Origin of the sequence: Stenotrophomonas maltophilia (assembly GCF_002799155.1) — a bacterium.
GTDB lineage: Bacteria > Pseudomonadota > Gammaproteobacteria > Xanthomonadales > Xanthomonadaceae > Stenotrophomonas > Stenotrophomonas maltophilia_R.
This window is the reverse complement of record NZ_NERD01000002.1, coordinates 1805027-1830113: the sequence shown is the minus strand read 5'-3', so window position 1 is coordinate 1830113 and position 25087 is coordinate 1805027. Positions and strand designations below refer to the sequence as shown.

The 25087-nt window shown below is 63.8% G+C and carries 23 protein-coding genes; 16 read left to right on the top strand and 7 right to left on the bottom strand.

Annotated elements, in window-relative coordinates; genetic code table 11:
• Positions 1 to 19 precede the first annotated feature (19 nt).
• A complete protein-coding gene (locus tag B9Y82_RS09115) occupies positions 20 to 673 on the bottom strand; it encodes a response regulator transcription factor (RefSeq protein ID WP_100472594.1) in 654 nt (217 codons plus the stop codon).
• An 89-nt stretch (positions 674 to 762) separates the two neighbouring features.
• Between B9Y82_RS09115 and B9Y82_RS09110 the strand changes: the two genes are divergently transcribed.
• The 13 genes from B9Y82_RS09110 to B9Y82_RS09050 all read left to right on the top strand — a co-directional run bounded on the left by B9Y82_RS09110 (position 763) and on the right by B9Y82_RS09050 (position 14352).
• Entirely contained in the window at positions 763 to 1428 is a 666-nt protein-coding gene (locus B9Y82_RS09110; RefSeq protein ID WP_100472590.1) for a response regulator transcription factor, read from the top strand.
• Positions 1418 to 1741: a hypothetical protein gene (locus B9Y82_RS09105; RefSeq protein ID WP_157804619.1), complete on the top strand. Its 324-nt coding sequence runs from the start codon at positions 1418 to 1420 to the stop codon at positions 1739 to 1741. The genes B9Y82_RS09110 and B9Y82_RS09105 overlap by 11 nt, the downstream gene beginning before the upstream one ends.
• A gap of 128 nt (positions 1742 to 1869) precedes the next feature.
• Positions 1870 to 2277, top strand: a complete 408-nt coding sequence (locus tag B9Y82_RS09100; RefSeq protein ID WP_100472584.1) for a hypothetical protein — start codon at positions 1870 to 1872, stop codon at positions 2275 to 2277.
• A 249-nt stretch (positions 2278 to 2526) separates the two neighbouring features.
• Positions 2527 to 3468: a hypothetical protein gene (locus B9Y82_RS09095; RefSeq protein ID WP_100472581.1), complete on the top strand. Its 942-nt coding sequence runs from the start codon at positions 2527 to 2529 to the stop codon at positions 3466 to 3468.
• Positions 3469 to 3533: 65 nt separating this feature from the next.
• A complete protein-coding gene (locus tag B9Y82_RS09090) occupies positions 3534 to 4214 on the top strand; it encodes an outer membrane protein (protein ID WP_100472578.1) in 681 nt (226 codons plus the stop codon).
• Positions 4215 to 4379: 165 nt separating this feature from the next.
• On the top strand, positions 4380 to 4928 hold the full coding sequence (locus B9Y82_RS09085; RefSeq protein ID WP_157804617.1) for a fimbrial protein: 549 nt from the start codon (positions 4380 to 4382) through the stop codon (positions 4926 to 4928).
• Positions 4929 to 4992: 64 nt separating this feature from the next.
• The gene (locus tag B9Y82_RS09080; protein WP_100472573.1) at positions 4993 to 5745 is read left to right on the top strand and encodes a fimbrial biogenesis chaperone; all 753 of its coding nucleotides are present in this window, start codon (positions 4993 to 4995) and stop codon (positions 5743 to 5745) included.
• Between the two features lie 90 nt (positions 5746 to 5835).
• Positions 5836 to 8418 (top strand): fimbria/pilus outer membrane usher protein, encoded by a 2583-nt coding sequence (locus B9Y82_RS09075; protein ID WP_202908122.1) that lies wholly within the window; start codon positions 5836 to 5838, stop codon positions 8416 to 8418.
• Between the two features lie 34 nt (positions 8419 to 8452).
• Positions 8453 to 9475, top strand: coding sequence for a fimbrial protein (locus tag B9Y82_RS09070; protein WP_157804615.1), 1023 nt, complete (start codon positions 8453 to 8455; stop codon positions 9473 to 9475).
• Positions 9476 to 9572: 97 nt separating this feature from the next.
• Positions 9573 to 10379, top strand: a complete 807-nt coding sequence (locus B9Y82_RS09065; protein ID WP_100472567.1) for a fimbrial biogenesis chaperone — start codon at positions 9573 to 9575, stop codon at positions 10377 to 10379.
• A gap of 327 nt (positions 10380 to 10706) precedes the next feature.
• A complete protein-coding gene (locus tag B9Y82_RS09060) occupies positions 10707 to 11486 on the top strand; it encodes a fimbrial protein (protein WP_157804613.1) in 780 nt (259 codons plus the stop codon).
• Between the two features lie 503 nt (positions 11487 to 11989).
• On the top strand, positions 11990 to 12355 hold the full coding sequence (locus B9Y82_RS09055) for a hypothetical protein (RefSeq protein WP_100472565.1): 366 nt from the start codon (positions 11990 to 11992) through the stop codon (positions 12353 to 12355).
• A 59-nt stretch (positions 12356 to 12414) separates the two neighbouring features.
• Entirely contained in the window at positions 12415 to 14352 is a 1938-nt protein-coding gene (locus tag B9Y82_RS09050) for a hypothetical protein (protein WP_157804611.1), read from the top strand.
• A gap of 121 nt (positions 14353 to 14473) precedes the next feature.
• On the opposite strand, the gene B9Y82_RS09045 is transcribed toward B9Y82_RS09050, so the two are convergent.
• Complete coding sequence (locus B9Y82_RS09045; protein ID WP_100472563.1) at positions 14474 to 16672, bottom strand: TonB-dependent receptor; 2199 nt, start codon at positions 16670 to 16672, stop codon at positions 14474 to 14476.
• Positions 16673 to 16911: 239 nt separating this feature from the next.
• Here B9Y82_RS09045 and B9Y82_RS09040 point away from each other — a divergent pair, with 239 nt between their 5' ends.
• Both B9Y82_RS09040 and B9Y82_RS09035 read left to right on the top strand, forming a co-directional pair.
• A complete protein-coding gene (locus B9Y82_RS09040; RefSeq protein ID WP_100472561.1) occupies positions 16912 to 17511 on the top strand; it encodes a TetR/AcrR family transcriptional regulator in 600 nt (199 codons plus the stop codon).
• 77 nt (positions 17512 to 17588) lie between these two features.
• Positions 17589 to 18677 carry a DNA glycosylase AlkZ-like family protein gene (locus tag B9Y82_RS09035; protein ID WP_100472558.1) on the top strand — a complete coding sequence of 363 codons (1089 nt, stop codon included), beginning with the start codon at positions 17589 to 17591 and terminating at the stop codon, positions 18675 to 18677.
• Positions 18678 to 18849: 172 nt separating this feature from the next.
• On the opposite strand, the gene B9Y82_RS09030 is transcribed toward B9Y82_RS09035, so the two are convergent.
• The 5 genes from B9Y82_RS09030 to B9Y82_RS09010 form a co-directional block, all read right to left on the bottom strand.
• Positions 18850 to 19128, bottom strand: a complete 279-nt coding sequence (locus B9Y82_RS09030; RefSeq protein ID WP_100472556.1) for a DUF3325 domain-containing protein — start codon at positions 19126 to 19128, stop codon at positions 18850 to 18852.
• Complete coding sequence (locus B9Y82_RS09025; protein ID WP_100472553.1) at positions 19125 to 20735, bottom strand: PepSY-associated TM helix domain-containing protein; 1611 nt, start codon at positions 20733 to 20735, stop codon at positions 19125 to 19127. The genes B9Y82_RS09030 and B9Y82_RS09025 overlap by 4 nt, the downstream gene beginning before the upstream one ends.
• Positions 20732 to 21031: a DUF3649 domain-containing protein gene (locus B9Y82_RS09020; protein WP_100472551.1), complete on the bottom strand. Its 300-nt coding sequence runs from the start codon at positions 21029 to 21031 to the stop codon at positions 20732 to 20734. The genes B9Y82_RS09025 and B9Y82_RS09020 overlap by 4 nt, the downstream gene beginning before the upstream one ends.
• Positions 21032 to 21083: 52 nt before the next feature.
• Entirely contained in the window at positions 21084 to 23261 is a 2178-nt protein-coding gene (locus B9Y82_RS09015; protein ID WP_100472549.1) for a TonB-dependent receptor, read from the bottom strand.
• A 195-nt stretch (positions 23262 to 23456) separates the two neighbouring features.
• On the bottom strand, positions 23457 to 24293 hold the full coding sequence (locus B9Y82_RS09010; RefSeq protein ID WP_100472546.1) for a siderophore-interacting protein: 837 nt from the start codon (positions 24291 to 24293) through the stop codon (positions 23457 to 23459).
• 169 nt (positions 24294 to 24462) lie between these two features.
• Between B9Y82_RS09010 and B9Y82_RS09005 the strand changes: the two genes are divergently transcribed.
• On the top strand, positions 24463 to 25071 hold the full coding sequence (locus B9Y82_RS09005; RefSeq protein ID WP_100475201.1) for a TetR/AcrR family transcriptional regulator: 609 nt from the start codon (positions 24463 to 24465) through the stop codon (positions 25069 to 25071).
• Positions 25072 to 25087: the final 16 nt, after the last annotated feature.

The window sequence follows — 25087 nt, the reverse complement described above, 5'->3', positions numbered from 1 at the left end:
CCCAGGAAAGAACGTACGCTCAGCGCTTCGGGTCAGTCTCCTTCAATCCAAGATCGGCAGCGAACGAGAAGATCTCAGAATCCTTCACGATGCCGAGCTTGCGCATGGCGTTGACTTTCTGCGTGCTGACGGTCTGCTTCTTGCGTTTCAGGCGTTGCGCGATCTCGGTGACGGTCAATCCGTCCAGGAACAAGGCCACAACCTCCAGTTCCTTCGGCGAAAGCGTCGTTACCCGGCGCTGCTCCCTGTGCCGCATCATGTCCATCACGGACGGGGAGTAATAGCGGCGATGCGCATAGGCCGCCATCACCGCTGCCTTTATCTGAGAGGGGTCGTCGGACTTGCTGAGGATGCCAGCCACACCGCTGTCATCAAGCCGGTGGATCAACCCGGGTTGATCCAACCCGGTCATCACCACAATGCGCAGGGAAGGGAAGTGCAGCGTCAGGTAGCCCAGCAGTTCCAGCCCATCGCCGAACGCACCGCCGGGCATCGCGTAGTCGGTCACCAGCACATCGCAGGGCTCGCGCTCGAGCAGAGCGACCAGCTCGGTCGAGTCGGCCACCGCACCGATGCATTGGATGGCCGGCGCTTCCTCAAGGGTCCTCCGCACTCCCAGGCGGATCACCGGGTGATCGTCAGCAACGGCAACGCGAATGGCCAGCGAGTTCATCAAGGCGGGTATCCGATGGAAGCAGGAAGGAACGGCGTGCCGGCTACCGGCACCGACAGAACAGTGAAGAACCGCAAGGACATCATGTCATGAACATCCGCATTGTCATCGCCGATGACCATCCCGTCATTCTTGCCGGGGTGCGTGAATCGCTGGCCCAGGAGCCTGGAATCGACATCGTCGCCACTGCCGGCGATTCTACGGCATTGGTCGAGGCCCTGAGCAAGCATGGCGTGGATGTGGTCGTGACCGACTTCTCGATGCCGGGCGGCGAGTATGGCGACGGCGTGGCGATGCTGGGCTTCCTGCGGCGGCGCTTTCCGAAGCTGCCCCTGGTGGTGCTGACCAGCATCTCCGGCGTGCAGGTGCTGGCCAGCATCGGCAAGGCGGGCGTGGATTGCATTGTCGGCAAGCTGGATCCCGCAGCGGACCTGGCGCTGGCCATCCGCGCCGCATTCCGCCGCGACGGCTATCTCTCCGCCAGTATCGTGCAGCAACTGGAGCAGTTGCAGGACGTCGCGTTGACCAAGCGCGAAATCGAAGTGCTGCGCATGATCGCCCATGGCATGAGCCAGAAGGAGATTGCCGAACAGCTCAAGCGCAGCAGGCAGACCGTCAGCACGCAGAAGCACTCGGCCATGCGCAAGCTGGGCCTGAAGCGTACCAGCGAGATCTTCGACTACGCGCTGGACCAGGGCATGGTCTCGGCCTCGCAGGTGGCACGTGGCCTTCCCGAGGGCAGCGATGATGGATGAGCACCTCGCAACCCGACATTGTCCGATGGAATCGCAGGATGAGGGCGCTACGGTGGACGCATCGATTGCCGACCTGCGTGGAGTCGCCGTGCCGTCACTACTTGATGCCCATATCGCTTCGCTGATGTGGAGCTTTGCCCAGCTGACTCCGAGCAGGCAGAAGCGCTTCATGGAGCTTCTCAACGATTATCTGTATGCCTCGCCGCTGAAGCGCAGGCAGATGCGGGGAGAATGGGAAACCGAACTGGCGGCGCCGTGTACCTGTGGGCATGAACCACACCCGATGCCATTGCACGCGCGGCACAAGGCGTGAACGCAGATTGGGAATGGGACAGGTCAGATAGCTTCATTGAGTGATTCGGCGCACGTTGGCGATGCCGGTGGCAGCACAGATGCGTAGCGGTATCTGGCGGCCGGTGTCCTCTCGATGGAGCCGTCTTGATGAAGAGAACACGTTGCACTGGCCTGGCTGTGGCGTTGATGGCAAGCCTGTCCCCAGGGCTGGCCTGGGCTGCAGACGTCCATCTGACGCCTGCAAGCAAGGACGGCAGTGGCGCCTCCCGTGCGGCCGCACCGGCGCGCCTGGATGCCGCGGACACAACGTTCCCGGCGCTGGATGAAATGACCTCGCGCCCGCTGGCGCCGGCACCCGACGAGCATGACGCGACCCTCCAGCCGCGCGGCCTCACCCTCATCCAACTGCACGACAAAGGGTGGGCGCACACGGTGCTCAGACTGCCGGTGCAGGCACCCGCCGACGCACGGCCTTCGCTCAGCGGCACCGAGCGCAACGACATCGAGCTTCGAGACGGCAGTGACGCGGCGGGTCGTCGGCAGTGCCGCGAGTGAGCAGCGGAATCCACGCCTTCCATTTCGATGCCCTCAGGAAAATCTGGATGCTTCAGCCGAAGTAGGGGCGTCGGCGCGCGCAGGCGGGGCTGTTCCTGGCCCCGCCTGCATGCAGTGAAGATCGAGTGAAAATTCGGACGAGTCAGACAGCTTGAAGAGAGGGATTCGGCCATCGTGGCCGGGCTGTGCACCGCTGCACGCGCTGCGTCGCAGAGTGCCGGCCCATCCCGTATCGAGAGAACTGTTCTGATGAAGAATTCGCGTCGCAATAACCTGCTCGCCGCCCTGCTGGTGTGCCTGGCCCCGGCCGCCGCTTCGGCCGCTGAAGGCTACCTGACCCCGTCCACCAACAACGGCAGTGGCAACATGCCTTCGGGTTACAGCACGCTGTACTTCGAGCTGTCTGACACCGACTGGGTGCCGAAGCTTGCGCTGCCGAAGCAGCCCAAGCAGGGGGATATGGTCATCCTCAGCTCGCTGTCATCGAAGTATGCAACGCTGAGCTCCGCCCGCACTGCATTTGCGGCGCAGTCGTATATCCCGGTGGAGAACCTGAGCAACATCGTGCTGCGCTGGAGCGACAGTCACCAGCGCTGGGATGTCAATAACGGCGAGTCCTCCCGTGTGGTGTATGGCCAGCGCAAGGACACGCTCGAGGTGCCGATGTCCGATCATCTGGTGACCCAGGTGGGCCTGTACGACACCACCAAGTGGGCCAATCAGGTGAAGCTGCCGGCATGGGCACCGCAGGGTGCGGTGCTGGTCGTGGCCAACAGCACCAGCAACGATGTCCAGGTGGGGGGCGATGCCGTTGCCAACGGCGCAACGTCGACCTGCGAGTCCCGCCAGAACTGCAGCTTCGTGTTCGGTGCTGATGGCAAGTGGGACGTGCGCGAAGGCAATGTCCGCGTCAAGCCGGCTGCCCAGTTGCAGGCGCCCGTTGCTCGCTGGAACCACGTGTTGCTGGGCAACCCGGCCGTGGACGTCGACATGCAGCCGACGATGCGCCTGCCGGCTGAAGGCAACGAGGGCGACGTCTTCCAGATCGCCAACGTGTATGGCGCCAAGTTCACCGAAGTACTGCCGGACAACACCAACATGGCGGGAGGTACGTACGTGCCGAAGGGCATTCCTCTGGTGCTGCGTTACGACGCTGCCCAGCGCCGCTGGATGCAGCAGCCGATCCGCTGATTGCCGCCTTGCAGGGCGCGGCGGCCTACGCCGCGCCCTGCGCGCTTCCCTATCTGGAGATTCACTTGAAGAACGCCTTTGCGCTGTCTGCGCTGGCGGCCTGCTGCCTGCCGCAGTTGGCCAATGCCGAAACCCCCAACGGCTACTACGCCACCGCCCGCATCATCGATGCCGACCATCGTGCCAACAACATGGATGCCAGCGCCCGCCCGGGCATCGGCCGCTTTGTTGCGGGCGACGAGCACCAGCGTTTCGTCACCGGCGCCATCGGCTTCGGTCATGCGCATGGCAATGGCTGGCGCACCGAAGGCGAATACACGCTGCGCCGCAACGATACCTATACCAGCGGCTCCAGCCTGTTCGCCACCAGCTTCAACAACCATGAAGTCAGCTCGCAGCGGCTGATGCTCAATGCGTATCGCGATTTCGCCATCAACGATGCGTGGTCGGTATACGGCAGCTCCGGTGCCGGCCTGGCCCAGCTGAAGTCCGGTGGCTGGCAGGGCAACACCAGCCGCCGCTACGACACCACCACCCGCACCGGCTTGGCGTGGTCGGTCGGCGCCGGTGTTTCGGTGGCCGCCTCCGACCGCATGACGGTCGACCTAGGCTACCGCTACGTGGACATGGGCACGACCGAAAGCGGGTGGAACACCTTCGGCAATGCCCGCGGCCTGCAGGACGAAAAGATGCGCCTGGACCTGACCTCCAGCGAGTTCCACCTGGGCGCTCGCCTGGCTTTCTGAACGGCCTGCCGTGCATGGGCAGGTGCGACATAACTCGTCGTTGTCCTATGCCTGCCCACGCACGGCATCCGTAGCATTTCCTCTCGAAGGGAATGCCCTTCGCTCAAGCCCATGAACGCGCGGCTTGAACGCAAAACCACAAACCCTAAACAGGAATTCAACAACATGAACAAGCTTGCAATTGCTCTCTCCGCCGCGCTGTCGCTGGGCGCTGCTGCTTCGGCCAATGCCGCGGATGGCACCATCACTTTCACTGGCCGTATCGTTGCCGCGACTTGCACCATCGACTACTCAGAAGGCACCACGATTGCTCTGGGCCAGATCAGCTCGGGCAACCTCGACAGCAACGCAGATGCTGGTAATCGCGCCTTCGACGTGACCCTGAAGGCCGGTGCGAGCGGTTCCAGCGCAACGTGCTCGAAGGATAACGCCAAGCTGCACATCGATACCGGCGCCAGTGATCTGGATTCGAACGGGTACATCGCGAATACGGACAGCGGTGGTGCATCCATCGCTGTGGCGCTGTACCGCACTGATGGTGGCTCCGAAAAGCTGCTGAACCTCGGCAGCATCACCGATGAGCTGGACCAAGCTAAGAGCGGTGGTGAGTTCAAGTACTCGTTCCTCGCCCGCTATAAGAAGACCAAGACTGGTGGTGATTTCGTTGAAGGTGACTTCGCAGGCAAGCTGGTCTTCGACGTCGAGAACTACTGAGCCTCCTCATGTTGGGGGCGGCAATCCGCCCCCATCAGCCACTTCATCCATTGGGAACTTCCTCATGAACATGATCGCTCGCAATGCTCTATGGCTCGCGCTGTGTACGTCGGCGGCCATCGTCTCGCCGCAGGCAGACGCACGAATCGCTATCGAGTCGACACGCGTGATCTACCCTGAAGGAGCAAAGGAGGCCAGCGTTCGAATTGAGAATGCGGGCAGTACGCCTTCGCTGGTTCAGGCCTGGGTGGATGAGTACGGGGTCAAGGGAAATCCGGCTGCCTCGAAGGCTCCCTTCGTGCTGCTTCCGCCGGTGGTCCGTGTGGATGCCGGGAAGCAGCAGGTGTTGCGCATCCGTTTTGCAGGGGCTGACCTTCCGCAGGATCGAGAGAGTGTTTATTCCCTGAATGTATTGGACGTTCCGGCGCGCGGTGAAGCGGCTAGCGAGGGCGGATCGATGCTGAACATCGCGGTCCGCAATCGAATCAAGCTGTTCTATAGGCCGCAGGCGATAAGCAAGATCAACCCAACGACGGCGATCGACAGCCTGCATTGGAGCATTGCCCGCAGTGGCAACGCTTGGGTGCTGCGGGCCCACAACGAAAGTCTGTTCCACATCAGTGCGGTGGCGGCCACCGTCGTTGCAGGTGATCGCAGCATCGAGGTTGCGGACGTCAGCATGATTGCGCCGAAGTCCAGCAAAGATTTCCCCCTTGCTGGCGGTTCTTTGCAGCATCACGGCGCACTGGTCAAGTTCAAGTTCATCTCCGAGTACGGCTCGGTCATCGAGCGCACCGCAGATCTCCAGGTCGATTAATCGGCCGTCGAACTTCGCTCAAATCCGCTCGAACCACGTGCTGGCCCTGGCCGGCAAGGGCGAGCTTTACCCAATCTTTGGATGACTGTCATGAATCGACATCGCCTGCATCTAGCTCCTTGCCGCGCCCCTCTGGCGGTGGCAGTCGTGGCTGCGCTGCTGCCCATGTCTGCAGTGGCTGCGCCCAAGGTTGAGTTCAATGCCGATATGCTGTTTGGCGGGAGTGCAGGGTTGGATCTGGCTCGTTTCGAACGAGGCGACCTGCTGCCTGGCACGTACAACGCTGACATCATGATCAATGATGCTCTTGTTGGGCGTCAGGATCTGGTGGCCCGATTGAATGAGCTCGATGAGGTCCGCATTTGCCTTGATCCCGCATTGTTCGAGCAGATGGGGCTGAATCGAGCCCGCCTGGATGCCTTGCGGGAGTCCGGTGCCGCCGAAGGTGGCACCCTGCTTCCGTTGCCCGAAGAGGCTACGTGCCGTCCGCTTTCGGCTTATGTGCCGGGTGCGAGCAGCGAGTTCGACGTGGCCGAGCAGACCCTGCGGCTGACCATCCCGCAACTGTACCTGAGCCGCAATCCGCGCGGCTGGGTCGACCCGGCGCTGTGGGAACATGGAATCACCGCCGCAACACTGGGTTACAGCATCAGCCACAGCCGCCAGCAAAGCGGTGGCCAGGAGCGCGTGCACACCAGCATGACCGTGGATGCCGGTCTGAACATGGGCCAGTGGCGCCTTCGCCACAGTGGCTATCTACAGCATACCGCCGAAGGAACGAACTACTCGGCCGGCAATACCTATGTGCAGCGCAACCTGCCGAAGCTGGGGGCCCAGCTGCGCCTGGGCGATTCGTCCACCCAGGGCGACATGCTGCAGTCGGTCAACTATCGCGGCATCAACATTAGTTCGGATGCGCGCATGCTGCCGGAATCGCAGCGCGAGTTTGCGCCGGTTGTGCGCGGCGTGGCGCAGACAAATGCGCGAGTTACGGTCCGTCAGCGTGACCATGTCATCTATGAAACCACCGTTGCGCCGGGGCCCTTCGAGATTGACGATCTCTATGGCACCGGCTCCAGTGGCGATCTGGAAGTGGAGATCACTGAGGCTGACGGCCGTGTGGAGCGATTCATCGTCCCGTACACGGCAATGCCGCAGCTGCTGCGGCCCGGCCAGCTGCGCTACAGCCTGACGGCTGGCCAGCTGCGCGACGAGGCCTTTGGCGACGATCCGGGCTTCGTCGAGGCCACGCTGCGCCGGGGTCTGAGCAATCAGTTCACCGGCTATGCCGGTGGCACGGCGGCGCCAGGCTACAGCGCATTGGTGCTGGGCGGCGCCTGGAACACGCCGGTCGGTTCACTCTCGGGTGACGTCACCTTCAGTGATGCCCGACTGCCTGGCAACGATTCGGTTTCGAGCGAACGCCGGCGTGGTCAGTCGTATCGCGTTGCCTTCAACAAGGCGCTGTTTGGTGACAGCACCAACATCACGCTGGCGGCCTACCGCTACTCGACCAGCGAGTACCTGTCGCTGAATGATGCGATGCGCCTGCGTGCGCAGCCGCGCACTGATGACTATGACCTGACCGGCCGGCAGCGAAGCCGCCTGGATCTGACGGTGAACCAGCGCCTGAGCGAGGGCAGGGGCAGCCTGTACTTCAACGGCAGCACCACGGATTACTGGAGCGACAACCGCCGCCAGACCAACTACTCGCTGGGGTATAGCAACCGGCTTGGCCGTGGCAGCTATTCCATCAGTGCCAGGCGCACGCTGGAGTCGTCCTTGTTCTCAACGGGTAAGGCAAAGGCCAGCAACAGTGTGTATCTCAGCTTCAGCATGCCGCTGGGAACGCCGCCGGCTGCGCCACGGGTGAGCGCCAGCCTGAGTCGCGACAGCGATGGCCGGAGCGGCCAACGCCTGGGTGTGACGGGGGCGATTGGTGACCAGTGGCAAGGCAGCTACAACGCCTCGTTGGCCAGGGATGATGGTCGCACCAGTTTCGGTATCGGAGCGAACTACCAGTTGCCGACGGTGAATCTGACCGGGTCCTACAACCGGACCACGTCGTCCAGCCAGCTGGCCCTTGGCGCGTCTGGCGGCCTGATGTTGCACAGTGGCGGCTTGACACTTGCCCAGCGCATGGGTGAGACCATGGGTCTGGTGCATATTCCGGGTGCGGGGGGCGTTGGCGTAGGTCAGATGACCAACGTCAAGACCGACTCGCGTGGCTACGCGGTGGTGCCGTACATGAGCCCCTTCCGCCGCAATGAGCTGAGTGTGGATCCGACCGGCTTGTCGATGGATGTGGAACTGAGCGCAGCATCGGTGACGGCCATTCCGAATGCAGGTGCCATCGTAAGAATGGTGCTGCCGACGGAAACCGGTCGCAATGCCCTGATTGAAGCCCTGCTGGCCGATGGTACGCCGCTACCGTTCGGTACGGATGTGACCACCTCAGACGGAACGATCGTCGGAGTGGTGGGTCAAGGCAGCCGTCTGTGGGTACGCGGGATTGAAGAGCAGGGTGAGCTGTTCGTCCGTCATGGTACGGGTGAAGGGCAACAGTGCCGTATTTCCTATGACCTACGCGAGGTCGCCACCGGTGATGTGCTGCCAGCACAGTGTCGGAACGCTGAAGCTGAGATTGCTTCCAGCGTCGGCGACGTTCGCTAGGTCGTTCATTCCAGAAACATTGAAGGCAGATTCCATGAGTATTGATACCTGGCTGAAACTAGCCGTGCTTGTTTGCGGCTCTGGACTTGCGGGCAGCGCTTCCGCAGCCTGTGTAATCTGGGGTTCACCCACCCGTGAGTTTGCCGTTTCGGCGCCAATCACGATCGTAGGCAATGCCGCAGAACCAGGTGAGGCATTGACGTCGTGGAGGAAGACCGATGAACAAGAGGTGGCCGCCTGTGGTGCTTCAAGCCAGGGCGAGTACTTCCAGTATGAAGGCCTGGGCACAGAAATAGGGACTTTCAAAGAAGGGGACAAGACCTTTTCGATATACGACGTATCCATTCCGGGCGTAGGTATGATCGTGGGAGTCAACACCCTGAGGGACGACTATAACGTGCGCGACTATCACCCCATACGAGCCGGTAGCAGCACTACTCAGGGTATCCCGAGTGCAGCTGGCCGGCAGACCTCTCTCTATCAGGATATTGCCGTCAGGTTCATCAAGACCGGCAATACGACGCCGGATGACTATGTTGCGAGCAAGCTGCAGTTGACTGAGCTCACATTGAGGAGGAATAGCAACGGGGGGGTTCTGGATCGGCAGACCCACGAGGTCGCCTCGGTTTCGGTAACGGTCGAGCACCGGCCTCTCTGCCATGTCCAGCCGAAGACCGTGCTGATGGGCATGGCTGCGATTCCCGCCTTCGAGGAGGTCAACTCGAAGGGGCCCGATGTGGACTATTCCGTCGAAATGCTGTGCGAAGCGAGCGCTGGCCGTGTCGGATACTATCTTGAAGAAGTTACCCCGAGCATTGATCGTAGCCTTGGCATCATTGGAACGACGGGTGAGGCGGTAGGATTCGGCATCCAGCTGCTGGATGCCGCAGGCGATCCGATCAGCATTGGACGCGCCTACCCCTTTGGCAGCAGCAGTGCCGACGGGTTGCGCAGCGAAAATTTCAAGGCCCGATATATTCGTACCGAGCCTGATGCCAGCAAGCTGGAGGCTGGTAGGATCGAGGCGCGCGTCAGGTATCGTGTGGACTACCCTTGAAGATCGCTTTCGGTAAAGTCAAAGAGCTGGATGTCCCTTGCCCATACTCCTCTTGAAGTGGCGGCGATGCAGGACACCATGGGGATGCGGTAGATTGATGTCATCCCTCAACCCTCCTGAGTTGGCTGGAATGAACACAATGATTCCGGGCTCCCCCAAGCCGCCGTCCATTCTGGCAGTACGCAGGATCTGTGCCCTTGCTGCGTTTGTCGTGTGCGCGATAGCCTCCATGGGGCCAGCGCAGGCCCAGATCGCCATTCCCGGCACGCGGATTGTCTACCCCGCTGCGCAACGGGAAGTGGTGGTCCCCATCAAAAACATGAGCAGCGCACCTGTTCTCGTCCAGGCCTGGATCTCTGACGGAGCGCCGGATCAACTGCCGGAGGCCTCAAAGGCCCCCTTCGTGCTTGCACCGCCGGTCGTGCGACTGGAATCGGGGAAAGATAATTACCTTCGTATCCGCAGTATCCCGACGATAGCCCCGCGTGACAGTGTGGAGCACCTCTACTGGCTGAACATCCTTGGAGTTCCATCAAAGCAATCAGATGCTTCGCAGAATGTGCTGGAACTGGCTGTACGAAGCAGATATAAGGTGCTCTATCGGCCAGAGGGGCTCGCCCCGCCCGGCCCCGATCAGGACAAGGCTTTGACATTCCGCCTTGTGGGCGAGGGAGATGTGCGAAGGCTACAAGTATCGAACCGCTCTCCATATGTGATCAATCTGGGTAGCCTGGTGGTGCTCAACGGGGCGCGGGAGGAGGAGCTGGACAACCCGTTCGTTCCGCCCATGGCAGACATTGAAGTTGCTCTGCCCCCGGGCATGGCCGCCACCGCAGAGGTTCGCTTCGACTGGATAGACGACGAGGGAAGGTTGCATCGAAGTTCCCGCTCCATTGCGCGCTGAAGATGCGCGATGGCCTTCAGGACGTCATTTGAACTCTAGAACGGCGGGCTGCGGCATTGTCCTGCGGCTCGATCTGATCAGGGCAGGTGAATCGTGCGTATGAGCTCTCTGAATTCACTTCCACACAGAATTGCTGCATGTATTGGGGGCATTTTTCTGTTGGCTGTTCAGCAATGCGCGTACGCACGCTGTGACAAATCGGGGGAGGGCGATTTTTCTGTCCCTGCGACAAGCATCACGCCTAATGGAACCGCGATAGGCCGCCCAGTGTCACCTTGGCTTACGGGGAGCGTGGTGAACATCGGCGGCTGTACGGACACTGGAACGATGAATCTCTATGTCGAAGCGACGGCAGTAGGCACTTACATAGAGGACGGTAAATCCACCTACGGCATCTTCGCTACTGGAGTTCCAGGTCTTGGCCTGGTCGCGGCGATACGCTCCACCTACGTATCGGGCCTGGAATTCCTCCCCCTTACGGAGGGCAACAACGGGAAGATCGATTTCCGGAACTCCTGGCCCTATCCCGAAATGCGGGTGCGTTACATCAAGACGGGGGACATCCCGCCGGGAGATTACGTGAGCCAGGGCGTGATGCTTGGCGACATTCGTGTCAATGACTGGTCCACCGTATGGTTCTTGTCGAGGATGTCGAGTCAAGGCGCCCCTGTAAACGTGACCAACCGGCCCATGTGTTTCCCGCAGGCAACGCACGTCAACATGGGGTCGGTGCCGATGGCACGATTCTCAGGACAGTTCAGTGGCAGCGAGCCAAGGGATTTCGATGTGTCGGTCCATTGCGAAGCGGATGTGGGCGATATCCTGTTCTATCTGGAATCCACGGGTGACAGTGCTGTAATTGACGCGGCAAGGGGCGTCGTGGCGGTATCTGGTGGTGCCAGGGGCGTGGGCATTCAGATGCTGCATGGTGAGGGTGCCAATCAACCCATTCCCCTTGAAAAGACATTTCCGTTCGGCAGCACGCTGGCAGCGGGGCGCCTCAGTAAGGCGTTCAAGGCGCGTTACGTGCAGACGTCCAAAGACGCGAAGGACATCCTGGCCGGGCCTGCCAACGCGACGATCCGGCTCGTGCTGGAATACCCCTAGGCAGACGCGCGCGGTGCTGCAGGGTGAATGTGTGATGTCGCGATTGAACAGCCGATACCGCTGTTTGGTTGGACGGGCTGGGTCTGTTCGGGGCCCTTGCCCGGGTTGAATTTCCGCCCCTGTAGACGTTGTAAATCGCTGAAAAGAAGGGCGTTCTGGTTTGTTTGCCAGTATGCGACAATGCCGCCCGCTGCATGATGGCCCTTCCAGTTCTCGGAAATCGCCTGGCCATCGCCCGGATGCCCTGTACTAGGATGGGTTGCCGCCGAAAAAGGGCGGCCGGGTGTGGAAACCCGATGACTATGTGCTGGCCACGCTTGCCAGCCGGCGTCGCCTCGAACGGCGCCGGCTGGCAATCCGTTCGCGTTCCATGGCGGGCGGTACGTGGGGTGTGCGCAAGCGCATCCGCCGGCTAATAGCACTAGTCACCGGTTTCCACACACGTACCGTCCGCCGCCATTGTTAAGCGCGGCGGTCCCGTATGCCTTGCACGGAGACCTGCCATGAACGCATCGGATATTCCCCATCTGCGCGCCCAGTACGCCCCGGCCAATGCCGAAGAGGGGGGCGCCGCACCACCTGATCCCAACAACCTGATCGCGTTGCTGCACCAGATCGGCCGTGGCGCAGCGGCTGACGGCCAGCCCTGGCCAGAGCGCCATCAACTGCCCGGCCGATGCCTGGCGCTGGCCGATGCCGATGGCGCGTTGGCGGGCCTGCGCGTCGTCCAGGAAATTTCGCTGGCCGCCGAACGCGCCCGGCAGACTGGCGGCCCCGAGCAGTACGTAGGCGACCGCGTGATGGAAGGGCTGAAACTGGCCGCGTTGGCGTTGACGAACCACGCCATCTACCGCCTGCACCCGGAATGAAATGGAAGGCCGAGGATCCGTAGAACCATGCCTTGCGTGGATGCTTTCGGCAGATCACCATGGCGCCGCAGCATCTGCAAACGTTCAATCAGGCAACCTTTCATCGCAGTCCTATGGAAGAAGCGTCTGCCGGTGGCGACGCTTCCAGGTTCCTTTCGGCGGTTTCACGTCCGCCAAAGGTCGTACCGTTCCATGCTGATTACGAGGTTTGTTTGAAACGCTCACGCACCACGCTTGGCCTGGCCCTGTGCCTGGCATCCACGTCCGCAGTTGCCGCGGCTCCCTATTGTGGAACCACGTATTGGACGCCGGAAGACATTGGATTCAAGGAACAGTTGCCAAATGTCTACCTGCCTCCAAACGTTGACTGCAGGGTTACGGAGTTCTATGTGGGTGAGAGGGACTGGATGGACAAGATACGTCTCCCTGAAGAACTCAGGCTCCTGGACATCATCAACAATGCAACCGCCAGCGGAAAGACGCTGGAAATCCATGGCCCCATCTGGAACGTTCCCGGCGAACCGCTCAAGCTGGCTGCCGGCCGCTCCGTTCTTTTCTCTTCGCGCAAGCAGGGCGGGCTCACTTTTCCTTTCAGTAACCCGACGCAGAGCCCTCCCAATGCGCCGCGATGGCAGATTCCAGCCAACAGCGAGCTGATTTCCGTCATTGAACTGCGTGATGGCAAGCATGCCGGTGAACTGACGCTGCCCCCTGCAGGCAACGCATTTGATTCGATCACCATCACCAACAAGGCAGCATGGACGACCCAGGTACTGGGAGCAAATACGCCATTCCCCGGTCAGCGCATGGATGTTGAGCCGTGGGAATCGGTCCGCGTCGAATTCGATCCCGTCGCCCGTCAATGGATGTGGGCACATGCGCCCTACAAAAAGAAACCCGTAAAAGACCACGACCTCCGCATTGCGTCCCGTACTGTCGTGGAGCTCGAGGATGGTGATTGGGCGTCTCCATTGGTCCCCCCGCGCAAGCCCTATGACCGGGACCGGATCATTCTGCGCTCGAACGCAACCTGGGACTCGAAGACCAGGGTCAACAACGAGGATCTCCCCCTGCGCCGTGGCGACGAGTACGAGTATGTTTTCGTTGCCGAGAAGGACCGTTGGCATCAACTGCGTCAACCCGTTCGCAAGGTTGATACAACCTACCAGAGGGAAGTCCGGCTGCAGGATGAGGGCTATGGCGTGATCGAAGTGACCGCGCCGGTGAGCGGCACGATCACGCCCAGGGTCATCCTTCCCAAGCCGCGGCAGGGGCTTCGCGTGATTGCCGTGGGTCATCCTGTGAACACGATGAACATCGTCGCCGATAGCCTCAATGTCTCCGTGCTCAGCAACGAGAAGATCGCGTTCCGCGTGAACGATCGCGGCCTTTGGGAGCGTGAAACCACGACCATCGACCTGGTACGTGTACTCGATATGAGCTCCGGGGAGGTCCCGCGCAGATGGGATGCGTTGATGCTCATGGACGAGAACCTCCGGCTGGCCAACGAGGCACTGGAGAACTCCGGTGCCACGTTCCGCTACAGGGTGGTCGGCAGCCAGATCGAGAGCTTCACCTACCCGGGCGTGGACCTCAGGCGCGTGCCGGCCGATCTGGCTCGCGATCCCAATGTGCAGGCGCTGGTCAAGAAACATCGTGCAGACGGCATCTACTATGGCGGCAGCAACCGCTGGAATACCGAGGTCTGCGATTCGAGCCACATTTCGTATACCGAGAAGACCTTCGTCATTGCCACGGCGCTCACGTGCCCCACATCCACGTTCCGTCGTAGTGCAGGCTTTGCTTTGGGTGTTCCGAACAACACTGTTGCGAAACCCGTACAGGTCATTGGCTCCGGCGACCAGTTCCCGTTCTACCCGACACCGCACCGGATGCTGCCGGACGGCCGCTGGGCCTTCAATCCAGGGCAGGAGAAGGTGCTCGAGAACATGAACTCAAGGGCGGAGTACATTGGCCGTTTCTCTGATAAATGGTGAGCACTCCTTGAGGGCAGGCTGACGCTTCACACGTGAAGCAATGGCGCCCGAAGCATCATCGGCTTCGGGCGCTTTTTGCCTACAGGTAGTGCAGTAGATCCACGCCATGCGTGGATGCCTTTCAGAAATCCATCGTGGCCGACAACATCACTGTCCTCGGTGCCCCCAGCGCCAGGCTCGACAACAACGGCATGCCCCAATACGCCTTGTTGGTCACGTTGTTCACGCTCGCTCTCAGGGCAAGCGGTCGGCCCGCCATCGTCGTGCTGTAGCGCGCCCCCACATCGAACACCGTGCGCCCCGGCACCGACAGGCGGTTGTCCGCACTGATGTACTGCTTCGACATCGCGGTGGCGTTGCCGGTCAGGGTCACGCCTTCCAGCGCAGGCACATCCCATTCCACACCCAGCTTGGCCTGGCGCTGCGCAACCGCCGTGGCGATGCGGCCTTCATTCACGCCGCCGGCCGTGCGGGTCAGCTTCGGCTGTACGTAGGCCACGCCGCCCAGCAGGCGCACGCCGTCCATTGGGGAACCGAAGAAGCCCCATTCCACGCCACGGTTACGCTGCTCGCCACCGAACGAGAAGATATTCGTGACCGGGTCGGTGTAGCTGCTCGGGCGTTTGATCTCGTACACGCTGAAGGTGTGCGCGAAGCCGCCCAGGTCCAGCTTCAGGCCCAGCTCCTTCTGCTTGGTGCGGAACGGTGCGAACACATCGCCGGCATTGGCGGCGGTCATTGGCGCGGTGGCGCCCTGGCTGAGGCCTTCGATGTAGTTGGTGTAGACCGAGAGCGTGTCGGTGGCCTTCACCAGCAGCGCGGCCGCCGGGGTGGTGGCGCTCTCGTCATAGCGCGAGGTGCGTGCGCCGCTGGCCACGTTGAAGGTCTCGCTGACCACCTGCTGGCGACGCACGCCCAGTGTCAGCTGCACGCGGTCATCGGCAAAGGACAGGGTATCGGCGAAGCCGAGGCTGTCCAGCCGCAGCTCGGTGTGCGAGATATGCGGTGCAACGAAGGGTGCGGCCGGGCCCCACACCGGGTTGTACAGGTTGGTGGTCCAGTCCCAGCCCGGCACGCTGCGGCGGCCATAGTCGTTCTGGGTGTGCTGGTAGTGGGTCACGTTGGCAGCCCACTGGTGGCCGACAGCGCCGGTGCGGAAACTGCCACGCAGGCCGGCGTCACCGGACTGCTTCTTGATGTCGAAGGCCAGCTGGCCCATCACCGTGGTGAAGTCACCGGCCGGGTTGAGGATCTGCGCACTGATCGAGCCGTTGTAGCGGTAGTCGGTCTTGCTGGTGCCATAGGCCAGGTAGGCCATCAGGTGATCGTTGATGTCCAGCTCACCGCGCAGCATCGCGCCCTTGTCCCGGCTGTCCACGTAGGCCCAGTCCGGATTGATCAGCGTGTCGCCGCGCGGTGGCCGCGGAATGGCGACGCCCGGTGCCAGGCCGACGCCACGGGCCGGACCGTCCACGCGGTCGTCGGCGCTGTACAGATCGGCCGACAGGCGCGCGCGCTCGCCGTGCCAGTCCAGCGCCAATGAACCCAGCTGCACCTTCTTGCGCTGCTTGCCCACCGCGCCGTCGCCATCACGGTAAGCACCGTTGAAGCGGATGCCGAACTGCTTGTCGGCACCCAGCCGGCGGCCCACATCCACATGGGTACCGAACTGCGCATCGGAGGCGAAGTTGGCGCTGACCCGCATCAATGGCTGCTCGCCCGCACGCTTGGGCACCAGGTTGACGCTGCCACCGACCGAGCCGCCCGGCGGCATGCCGTTGAGCAGCGCGGACGGACCCTTCAAGACCTCGATGCGCTCGAACATCTCCGGCGAGGTGCGGTAGTACGGCGCCATGCCGCTGAGGCCGTTGAAGGTGGTATCACTGGTGCTGGAAGCAAAGCCGCGGATGGCGTAGTTCTCGCTCCAGGCGCCGGTCACGCCGTTGCTGAACACCGTAGGGTCGGTGGCGGCGATGACGTCGGTGAGGTCCTTGGCCTGGCGGTCGCGGATGAAGGCTTCGGTGTAGCTGACCGTACTGAACGGCGTGTCCATGAAGTCCTTGTCGCCGAGCAGGCCGACCCGGCTGCCGGAGGCCACCTGGCCGCCGGCATAGTCGCCGGTCACCCGGCGCTGTTCCTGCACCTGTACCGAGGGCAGGGTGGACGGCGCCGGTTCGGCCAGCGCGGCAAACGAGGCCAGCATCCCCAGTGCCAGCGCACACACCCGGTAGCGCCGGGCCATGCCGGGCGGATGGTTCAGCACGCGGGTCGTACCGGCGGCGGCGCGCTGCAACGGGGAGGGAAGGTCGTACACGGTCATGCCAGGTTCCTGTGAATCGCGGGCGCGAACGCGCCTGGCGCGCTGCCATCGGCAAGCACGGGGGAGGGCGCAGCGCAGGGTTGTCGGCTGGGTGGGGACCTGGCGGGAAGTGAGCCATAGGCTCGATTGCGGACGGCGGCGGGGTTGCGAACCCGGCGCATTCCTAATTAGTTGAGTAAAGTAAACTAAATCAATGGAAGCGGACAAGAGGGTCCCTTTGCTGGCACCCTCAGCAGGGTATGAACACACCCCGTAAGAGCACGTACCCCGATCCAACGGCGCCGACCCGTGGCCGCCCGCCCACCATCACCCCGGAGCGCCTGGCCGACATCGGCATCCGACTGGGCCTGCCCAACCTGACCATGGCCAACGTGGCCGCCGAACTGGCGGTGACCCAGGCGGCGCTGTACAAGCGCGTGGCCAACCTGGAGGCACTGAAGCGCCTGGTGGCGGAGGCGGTGTTCCAACGCTGGCAGATTCCGCGCGCGTCGGTCGACACACCGGGCGGGCTGGAGGCTTACCTGATGGGGTTCGTGGAGTCCCTGTGCGAGGTGGTGAAGGCGCATCCCGGGCTGCCTCCGTACCTGCTGCGGCGCACGGTGGCGACCGCGCCGATGCTGGAGAAGATCGCCTCGCATCAGGCGCACGTGGCCGAGGTGTTTGGCCTGCCGGTGGACAAGGCGCGCTGGCTGCTGGCCACGATCGCCTTCTACTGCATCGCCGGTGCCGACACCATCTACGCCATCGCGGACGACGAAGAGGGACAGGTGATCACCGAGTTCAAGCAGGGCATGCGGGCGCTGGTAATCGGTTCGCTGGAAGTATCGCGGCTTCGGTAGATGCACGCCCTGCGAGGATGCCGTTGCACGGTTCGCCATGGCCCCTTCCACGCAGGGCGTGGATCTACAATGCGGCCATGCCTGCCAAGCCCACTCTCGATGATCTGCGCCGCTATGCGGTGGCGCGCACGCTGTTCAAACCCACCACGTTGCTGACCGCGATCCGGCGCCTGGGCTTCGTGCAGGCCGACCCGATCCGGGCACCGGCACGCGCGCAGGACCTGACCCTGCGCCATCGGGTGAAGGACTACCGCGCCGGTGACCTGGAGCGGCGCTACACGCGCCTGCCGGTGGAAGAAGATTGCCTGGTGAACTACGGGTTCCTGCCGCGCGAACATCTGGCGCTGATGCATCCGCGCGTGTCCAGGCGCGCGTGGGACGCCGAGACCCAACGCCGCGCGGCGGACGTACTGGCCTTCGTGCGCGAGCGCGGCAGCGTGCATCCGCGCGAGGTTGACCAGGCGTTCGCGCATGGCCGGGTGACCAACTACTGGGGCGGCACCAGCAATGCCAGCACGCACCTGCTGGATGGCATGCACTACCGTGGCCTGCTGCGCGTGCAGCGGCGCGACAGCGGCACCCGCATCTACGCCGTGGCCGACCACGCCGAGGCGGATGCCAGCGAGCAGGCGCAGATCGAACGTGCCGCCGCCCTGATCGACCTGGTGGTACGCAAGTACGCGCCGCTGCCATCGGCCAGCCTGACCTATCTGGTACGCCTGCTGGGCTACGGCGCACCGCATCTGGCCGAGCAGACCCGGCAGGCGTTGAAGCTGGCCAGGCAACAGCTGGCCAGCTGCACGCTGGACGGAACCACCTGGTACTGGCCGGCCGACGAGAACCCGCGCTCGCGCCGGCACGCGCCGGACGAACAGGTGCGCCTGCTGGCGCCGTTCGACCCGGTGGTGTGGGACCGCCGCCGCTTCGAGCTGCTGTGGGGCTGGGTCTACAAGTTCGAGGCCTACACGCCTGCGCCGAAGCGCCAATACGGCTACTACGCGTTGCCGGTGCTGTGGCACGATCAGGTGGTGGGCTGGGCCAATCTCAGTGTGCGCGACGGTGAACTGGCGTCCAGCGTGGGCTATGCCGGCAAGTCACTGGCCCGCGACAAGGTGTTTCGTGGCGCGTTGGAAGACGAACTGCAGCGCATGGCAGCTTTTCTGTAGAGTCGAGCGGCGCATGGGTGCCTGCTGGTCCAGGTAGCCGCCAACCTTGGTTGGCGCCGCGATGCATCGGTGCCCACCAAGGTGGGCAGCTACCAAAGCAACGCCGCTCAGGCCCGGTAGTCGCCAACCTTGGTTGGCGCCGTGGTGTATGGGTGCCCACCAAGGTGGGCATCTACCGATTCCACCGCCCATGCGCCACCATCGCCAGCACCACCACGCCCGCGGCAACGCTGGTGTGTCCAGACAATGCGGCCAAGCCAAAGCCCACGCCCAACCCGCGCACGGCAAACACGGCGCTGAACACCAATAGCGCCCAACCGACTGCGCGCAGTTGTTGAACGGCGTGCACGCTCAACACGCGATGCAACACATCGCGCTGATGACGTTCCATCGCCAGTGCCAGGCAGGCGAACGCGACCAGCGACAACACGAACAGAATGACGTGGATCATGCGCTGGCCTCCGGTGCCGCAGTGCGTGACGCGGCAGACGGCCGCGCGCGTTTCACCTTCGGCGCATGCCGCCAGGTGCGCCAGGCCAGTAGCATGTGCAGGGCGGCCAATGCCAGCAGGGTAAGGTCGGTGCCGGCAAACGCCCAATCGCCCGCGGCCAGCGTGTGCCACAGCGGATGCAGCGTGGTCACCGCGGTCAGCACCGGCAGCAGCGCCAGCAGCAATGCCGCCAGCAGGAACTGTTCGATCCATGCACGCTTCGGTGTGCGCAGCGTGGCGTGCACGAACATGGCCGCCCAGACCAGGAAGAACACATGCACCTCCCACGCCGCGCGCCCGTCCATGGCAGTCGGTAGCAGGCGGTTCGCCCATAGGTAGGCGGTCATCGCCACCGACAGGCCGGCGACGGTGGCGATGTTGAGCCGCTCGACCAGACGGAAGCCGAAGTAGGGTCGCTGCGGATCGGGCAGCTGCGCGCGGCGCTTGACCGTCCACAGCACCAGCCCGGTGCCGACCATGGCCGTGCCGGCCAGGCTGACGATGAAGTACAGCCAGCGCAGCGCAGCGTCGGCAAAGCGTCCCAGGTGCAGGCCATACAGCACGCCCTGGGTATCGGCGGCAACGCCCGAGTGTTCCTTGACCTGCAGCAGCTGCCCACCGCTGCCGTCGAACAGCAGATAGTTCGGCGTGGTCGAAACGCGGCTGGACTGCGCACGCACTACGGCCACGCGTGCGTTCTCGTCGCCGGGATTCTGCACCTGCACGCTGCCTACAGCGCCGGCTCCCCAACGCCGCTCGGCCTGTTGCACCAGCGCACCGACATTGGTGAGCGGAGCAGGGTGGCCGGCGGCCTTCTGCGGTGGCAGGAACAGGCGCATCTCGCTGACCACCTCGGCCTGCTGGCGCTTGTCCGGCAGTTTGGCCAGGCCCCACGGCATGTACAGCACCGACAGCATCACCAGGCCGCTCCAGGTGATCATGAAATGGAAAGGCAGCCCGAGCACCGACAGCGCCGCGTGCCCATCCAGCCATGAGCGCTGGCCCTTGCCCCAGCGGAAGGTGAAGAAGTCGGCGAAGATCTTCTTGTGGGTGATCACGCCGCTGACGATGGCCACCAGCATGAACATCGCGCACAGGCCGACGATCCAGCGGCCCCACATCGCCGGCATGTAGTGCAGGTTGAAGTGGAAGGCGTAGAAGAAGTCGCCGCCGCCGGTCTCGCGTGCCTGCAGCGGCGCGCCGGTGCTGGCGTCGAACAGGCTCGAGTCGAAACCATGTCGGCCTCTTCCACCCGGGCTGGCCCACATCGCCGACACCCACGGCATGCGCGTGCTCGGGAGGCCCAGGTTGATCTGGCTGGCCGCAGGCGTGTCGGCCATGATCGCCGTGACGATACGCTGCGCGACCGTGGCGGCGTCCGGCAACGTGGACGGTGTGGCGATTTCCGGGCGGGTGTAGCGCGAGAGTTCGTCGCGGAAGTAGCTGGCAGTGCCAGTGAGGAACATCGCGTACAGGATCCAGCCGGCCAGCAGCCCGACCCAGATATGCAGGTCGGACATGGTCTGGCGGATGCCGCGTGGCTTGGGGGTGCGATCGACCTTGCTCATGCAGCGCCTCCGTTGCCGACCGTCTGTGCGATCAACCACAAGGGCAACGCGGCGATGAGCAGGCCCAGCCACGCGCGCCACGCCGAGCGCACCGCGAACACCCAGACCACGGCGCCGGCGTACAGCAGGAAGCTGGCCAGCATGCCGGTGAACACGGCCTGGCGACCATCGATGGGCAGCGCCAGTGCGGCGATGCTGCACAGTGCGGCCAGCACATAGCCGCCGAACAACGCGGCGATGATGCGTGAGATCAGGGGCAGCCAGGTCAGCACGGGGGTGGTACGGGAAACGGTCAAAGCACTTCTCCAGGACACCACGCGCAATGGCGTGGTGCCCTTGAAACGAGGATCAGAAATCGACGGTGGCCGACAGCAGGGCGGTGCGTGGCGTACCCAGCCCGGAGCCGAGGCTGCCCGCCCAGTACGCCTTGTTGGTCAGGTTCTGCACGGTGGCGCGCAGCACCAACGGGTGACCGGCGGTCTGCAGTGCATAGCGGGCACCGAGGTCGAACACGGTGCGGCCGGCCACCCATTGGCTGTTGTCGGCGTTGATATAGCCCTTGGACATACTGACCGCATTGCCGGTGAGGGTGAGGCCGGCCACGGCCGGCACGTCCCATTCCACGCCCAGCTTGCCCTGCCACTGCGGTGTGGCCGTCGCCAGCCGGCCTTCGTTGATGCCGCCCTGGGTACGGGTCAGCTTCGGCTGCAGCCAGCCGATGCCACCGAGTACGCGCAGGTGTTCGGTGGCCTGGCCGAACACGGTCCATTCCACGCCTCGGTTACGCTGCTGGCCGCCGAACGAGAACACGTTGGTCGCCGGGTCAGTGTAGGAGCTGGGCTTTTCGATCTCGTACACGCTCAATGCGCTGGCCAAGCGGCCGAAGTCGAACTTGGCACCGACCTCGCGCTGGCGGGTCTTGAACGGCGGGAACACGTCGCCCGCGTTGGCGGCGGTTGCCGGGGCGGTGCTGCCCTGGCTCAGGCCTTCGATGTAGTTGGCATACAGTGACAGGCGGTCGCTGGCCTTGAACAGCAGTGCACCGGCCGGTGTGTTGGCGCTGGCGTCGTAGCGCGCGGTGCGCTTGCCTGTGCCGCCATCGAAGGTATCGCTGAGCACGGTCTGGTGACGGATGCCCAGGGTCAGCTGCACGCGATCATCGATGAAGGACAGCGTGTCGGCGATGCCGAAGCTGGTGGTGCGCACTTCCGCGGTCTTCGGCAGCGACGCATCACTGAAGCTGCGATCGATGGCCGGCCCCCACTGTGGGTCGTACAGGTTGGTCACCCAATCGCGGGCAAGCAGATTGCGCTTGAAGCCGAACTTCTGGTCGTGCTGGTACCAGGCCGCACTGATCGCCAGCGCGTGATCGACCGTGCCGGTGCGGAAGCGTGCCGAGAGGCCGGCTTCGGCGGTGTCCTTGCTGTAGATGAAACGCTGGTGGGCGAAGTTGTTGCGGAAATCGCCGGCCGTATTGGTGATCAGCGTGGTGGCACTGGCGATGGAATCGAAATCAGTATGGCCGTGGCCGTAGCTGGCATGCGCCTGCAGGTGGTCATTGATGTCGAACGACCAGCGCAGTGCGGCGGCCTGGTCCTTGACGGTGCTGAAGGTCCAGTCCGGTGCAAACAGGGTGCTGGCCTTTGGCGGGCGGGGCACGGCCAGCCTGGGCGCCAGCGAGACGCCACGGTTGAGGCCATCCACATGGTCGCGGCTGCTGAACAGGTCCAGCGACACCTGCGAGCGCTCACCACGCCAGTCCAGGCCGAGCGAAGCCAGCTGCGCCTTGTGCTGCTGGTGGTCGGTGGCGGTGTCGCCGTCGCGGTGCACGGCATTGAGGCGTACGCCGAACTGCTTGTCCGCGCCGAAGCGGCGGCCGACATCCAGATGACCGCCCCATTGCGCATCGCTGCCGTAGCTGGCGGTGAAGCGGGTCAGCGGCGTGTCGCCGGCACGCTTCGGCACGAGGTTCACCGCACCGCCCACCGAGCCACCGGGTGGCATGCCGTTGAGCAGCGCAGACGGGCCCTTGAGCACCTCGATGCTCTCGGCCAGTTCCGGGGTGACGCGGTAGTAGGGAATCAGCCCGTAAAGGCCACCAAAGCCGATATCCGACGCGGCGACACCGAAACCGCGAATGTTGAAGTAGTCGGTGATGCCGCCACTGGAGCCACTGCTGTAGACGCTGGGATCGGTCAGCGCGATGACCCGCACCAGGTCCGGCGCCTGGATGTTGTCGATGAAGTCGGCGGTGTAGCGGGTGGTATTGAACGGCGTGTCCATGAAGTCGAGCTCGCCGAGCAGGCCGACGCGGCTGCCGCGGGCCACCTGGCCACCGGCGTAGGCATCGGCAGGCATGGTCTTGTCGGCGCGCACGTTCACCGTGGGCAACTGGCGGGCGCCATCGAGTGCGTCGCTGGCGTGCGCGGCGGTGGCGATCAGCAGGGTGGGCAGCAACGCTGCACGGGCGGCCAGGGACAGCGCCGAGCGGCGTGGGAGGGGCAGGGTTCGCAGGGGGAGGGACATGGCGGTTCTCGTGTGGTGGGTCGTGCGATCGGCCAGCACGGCGCCGTCGGTGACCTGCAGGGGCAGGACGACGCGGGCTGTGGATTGGCTGGCAGAGGGCACGGCGCTGCCGCTGTGGCAGTGCTTCACGCGAGGTGCGTGGGCGATCTGTGGCTGGGTGGAACGAAGCGCGGGGCGCGGATGCTGCGGGGTGGATCAGATATCGTCGGCGAGGTCGTCGAGGTCCTGCAGGCCACCGCCGCGCGCCAGCACGCGCTCGTAGTTGCGGCGGCGACGCTGGTCGGTCTCGGTGGTGGTCTGGCCGTGTTTCCAGTAACCGGCAACGGCGACGTCTGCGCGCGGCAGACCGCATGCTTCGAGGAAGTAGCGGCGCAGGGTGCGCATCTCCTCGCGTTCGCCTGCGGCCCAGACAGTGTTGTTCGTCTCCGTGCGCAAACGTCGTGCCTGCCGCAGCAACGGCGTAGCGCCCGTGGCCAGTCGCTGTATGCAGACGCCGTCGACGGCGGGCAGTTCGTCTACCGGGAAGGGGTCATTCGAAGCGATCCAGGCTTGCGCGCGAAGGCCGCTGGGCCACTGCTGGAGCAAGGCGAACAGGGCCGGGATGGCACTCTGGTCGGCGAACAGCAGGGCAACGCTACCCTGACGATGCGGCACCTGCAGATGCGGTCGCGGACCAGTGAGATCGAAGGCGTCGCCGGGCTGCAGCGCAAGCACCCAGGCCAGCATCGGCCCCGGTGCCTCGTGCAGCACCACGTCCAGCGTGAAACGGCGCGTCTGCGCGTCGACGCTGCGCACGGTGTAGATCCGTGACACATCGCTGAAGGCGGCGCCGAGCTGGATGCGCACGGCGGTGTTGGCGCGCTGCCAGGGTGCCAGCTCGGCCTGTGGCGGCAGCTGCACGACCAGCCGGAGCAGGCTGGCGCAGGGCTGGGTGACGTCAACCACGTGGACGCGCAGCGCCTGCAGGCCACGGTCGTGGTCTGCGCCGCGCAGCGGCCCGGCCGGGGTGGTGGAAAGGGTGGGCGCGGACATCGACAACGATCCAGAAGGCTGCGAATGCTAATTAGTTACATCATAGTAAACTAAATTGAGCGCCCCGCAACCCAGGCCTGCTGGAGGCGTATGCAGCGCGTTGACCATTGCGTTGCCGCAGACCACCATGGCAGGCCTTGCCAGCGCGCCGCGCAGGAACCGCAACAGCATGGCTGCACCGAAGAAGACCGCTGCCCGGGGGCGACCGCCCACCATCACCCGAGAGCGTATCGCCGACGCTGGCATCGCGATGACGCTGCCGGGGCTGAGCTTCGTGGGCGTCGCAGCAGCGCTGGGGGTCAGCCACATCGCGCTGTACAAGCATGTGGCGAATCTGGCGGCGCTACGCGAACTGGTGGCTGAGGTGATCTTCGAGCGTTGGCAGGCACCGCCGCTGGATGCCGACGCCGATGTTTCCATCGAAGTGGACCTGCGCGCATTCCAACGTTCACTGCGGGCGCTGGTGGATGCCAATCCGGGCCTGGCGCCGTTCCTGGTCAGCCACGGCGCGAAGACACCGGAGATGCTGGCGCGCATCCAGCGCCACCATGCCGAATTCAGTCGCGTGCACGGCCTGCCGCTGGAGCAGGCGGCGTGGCTGTTGTCCACCGTGGCCTATCACGCCGTGGCCTTGGCTGACACCGTGTATTCGCGGCACGCAGTGGTAGATACCACGCGACGCCCGTTGGATCGGAAGGCGCAGGAGGCCGAGTTCGACCGCAGCATGGAAGCGTTGATCATCGGTGCGTTGGCGATGTGCGGGCGCACGGCAACGTAGTCGCCAACCTTGGTTG

Excerpts from the sequence above, each read along its gene's own strand:
- B9Y82_RS09105 (WP_157804619.1), top strand. The coding sequence starts at position 1,418 with ATGATGGATGAGCACCTCGCAACCCGACATTGTCCGATGGAATCGCAG.
- B9Y82_RS09040 (WP_100472561.1), top strand. The coding sequence starts at position 16,912 with ATGAACACACCCCGTAAGAGCACGTACCCCGATCCAACGGCGCCGACC.
- B9Y82_RS09110 (WP_100472590.1), top strand. The coding sequence starts at position 763 with ATGAACATCCGCATTGTCATCGCCGATGACCATCCCGTCATTCTTGCC.
- B9Y82_RS09045 (WP_100472563.1), bottom strand. The coding sequence starts at position 16,672 with ATGACCGTGTACGACCTTCCCTCCCCGTTGCAGCGCGCCGCCGCCGGT.
- B9Y82_RS09010 (WP_100472546.1), bottom strand. The coding sequence starts at position 24,293 with ATGTCCGCGCCCACCCTTTCCACCACCCCGGCCGGGCCGCTGCGCGGC.
- B9Y82_RS09080 (WP_100472573.1), top strand. The coding sequence starts at position 4,993 with ATGAACATGATCGCTCGCAATGCTCTATGGCTCGCGCTGTGTACGTCG.
- B9Y82_RS09050 (WP_157804611.1), top strand. The coding sequence starts at position 12,415 with ATGGCGCCGCAGCATCTGCAAACGTTCAATCAGGCAACCTTTCATCGC.
- B9Y82_RS09025 (WP_100472553.1), bottom strand. The coding sequence starts at position 20,735 with ATGAGCAAGGTCGATCGCACCCCCAAGCCACGCGGCATCCGCCAGACC.
- B9Y82_RS09005 (WP_100475201.1), top strand. The coding sequence starts at position 24,463 with ATGGCTGCACCGAAGAAGACCGCTGCCCGGGGGCGACCGCCCACCATC.
- B9Y82_RS09085 (WP_157804617.1), top strand. The coding sequence starts at position 4,380 with ATGAACAAGCTTGCAATTGCTCTCTCCGCCGCGCTGTCGCTGGGCGCT.
- B9Y82_RS09115 (WP_100472594.1), bottom strand. The coding sequence starts at position 673 with ATGAACTCGCTGGCCATTCGCGTTGCCGTTGCTGACGATCACCCGGTG.
- B9Y82_RS09055 (WP_100472565.1), top strand. The coding sequence starts at position 11,990 with ATGAACGCATCGGATATTCCCCATCTGCGCGCCCAGTACGCCCCGGCC.
- B9Y82_RS09030 (WP_100472556.1), bottom strand. The coding sequence starts at position 19,128 with ATGATCCACGTCATTCTGTTCGTGTTGTCGCTGGTCGCGTTCGCCTGC.
- B9Y82_RS09070 (WP_157804615.1), top strand. The coding sequence starts at position 8,453 with ATGAGTATTGATACCTGGCTGAAACTAGCCGTGCTTGTTTGCGGCTCT.
- B9Y82_RS09095 (WP_100472581.1), top strand. The coding sequence starts at position 2,527 with ATGAAGAATTCGCGTCGCAATAACCTGCTCGCCGCCCTGCTGGTGTGC.
- B9Y82_RS09100 (WP_100472584.1), top strand. The coding sequence starts at position 1,870 with ATGAAGAGAACACGTTGCACTGGCCTGGCTGTGGCGTTGATGGCAAGC.
- B9Y82_RS09015 (WP_100472549.1), bottom strand. The coding sequence starts at position 23,261 with ATGTCCCTCCCCCTGCGAACCCTGCCCCTCCCACGCCGCTCGGCGCTG.
- B9Y82_RS09035 (WP_100472558.1), top strand. The coding sequence starts at position 17,589 with ATGCCTGCCAAGCCCACTCTCGATGATCTGCGCCGCTATGCGGTGGCG.
- B9Y82_RS09060 (WP_157804613.1), top strand. The coding sequence starts at position 10,707 with ATGAATCTCTATGTCGAAGCGACGGCAGTAGGCACTTACATAGAGGAC.
- B9Y82_RS09075 (WP_202908122.1), top strand. The coding sequence starts at position 5,836 with ATGAATCGACATCGCCTGCATCTAGCTCCTTGCCGCGCCCCTCTGGCG.
- B9Y82_RS09065 (WP_100472567.1), top strand. The coding sequence starts at position 9,573 with ATGTCATCCCTCAACCCTCCTGAGTTGGCTGGAATGAACACAATGATT.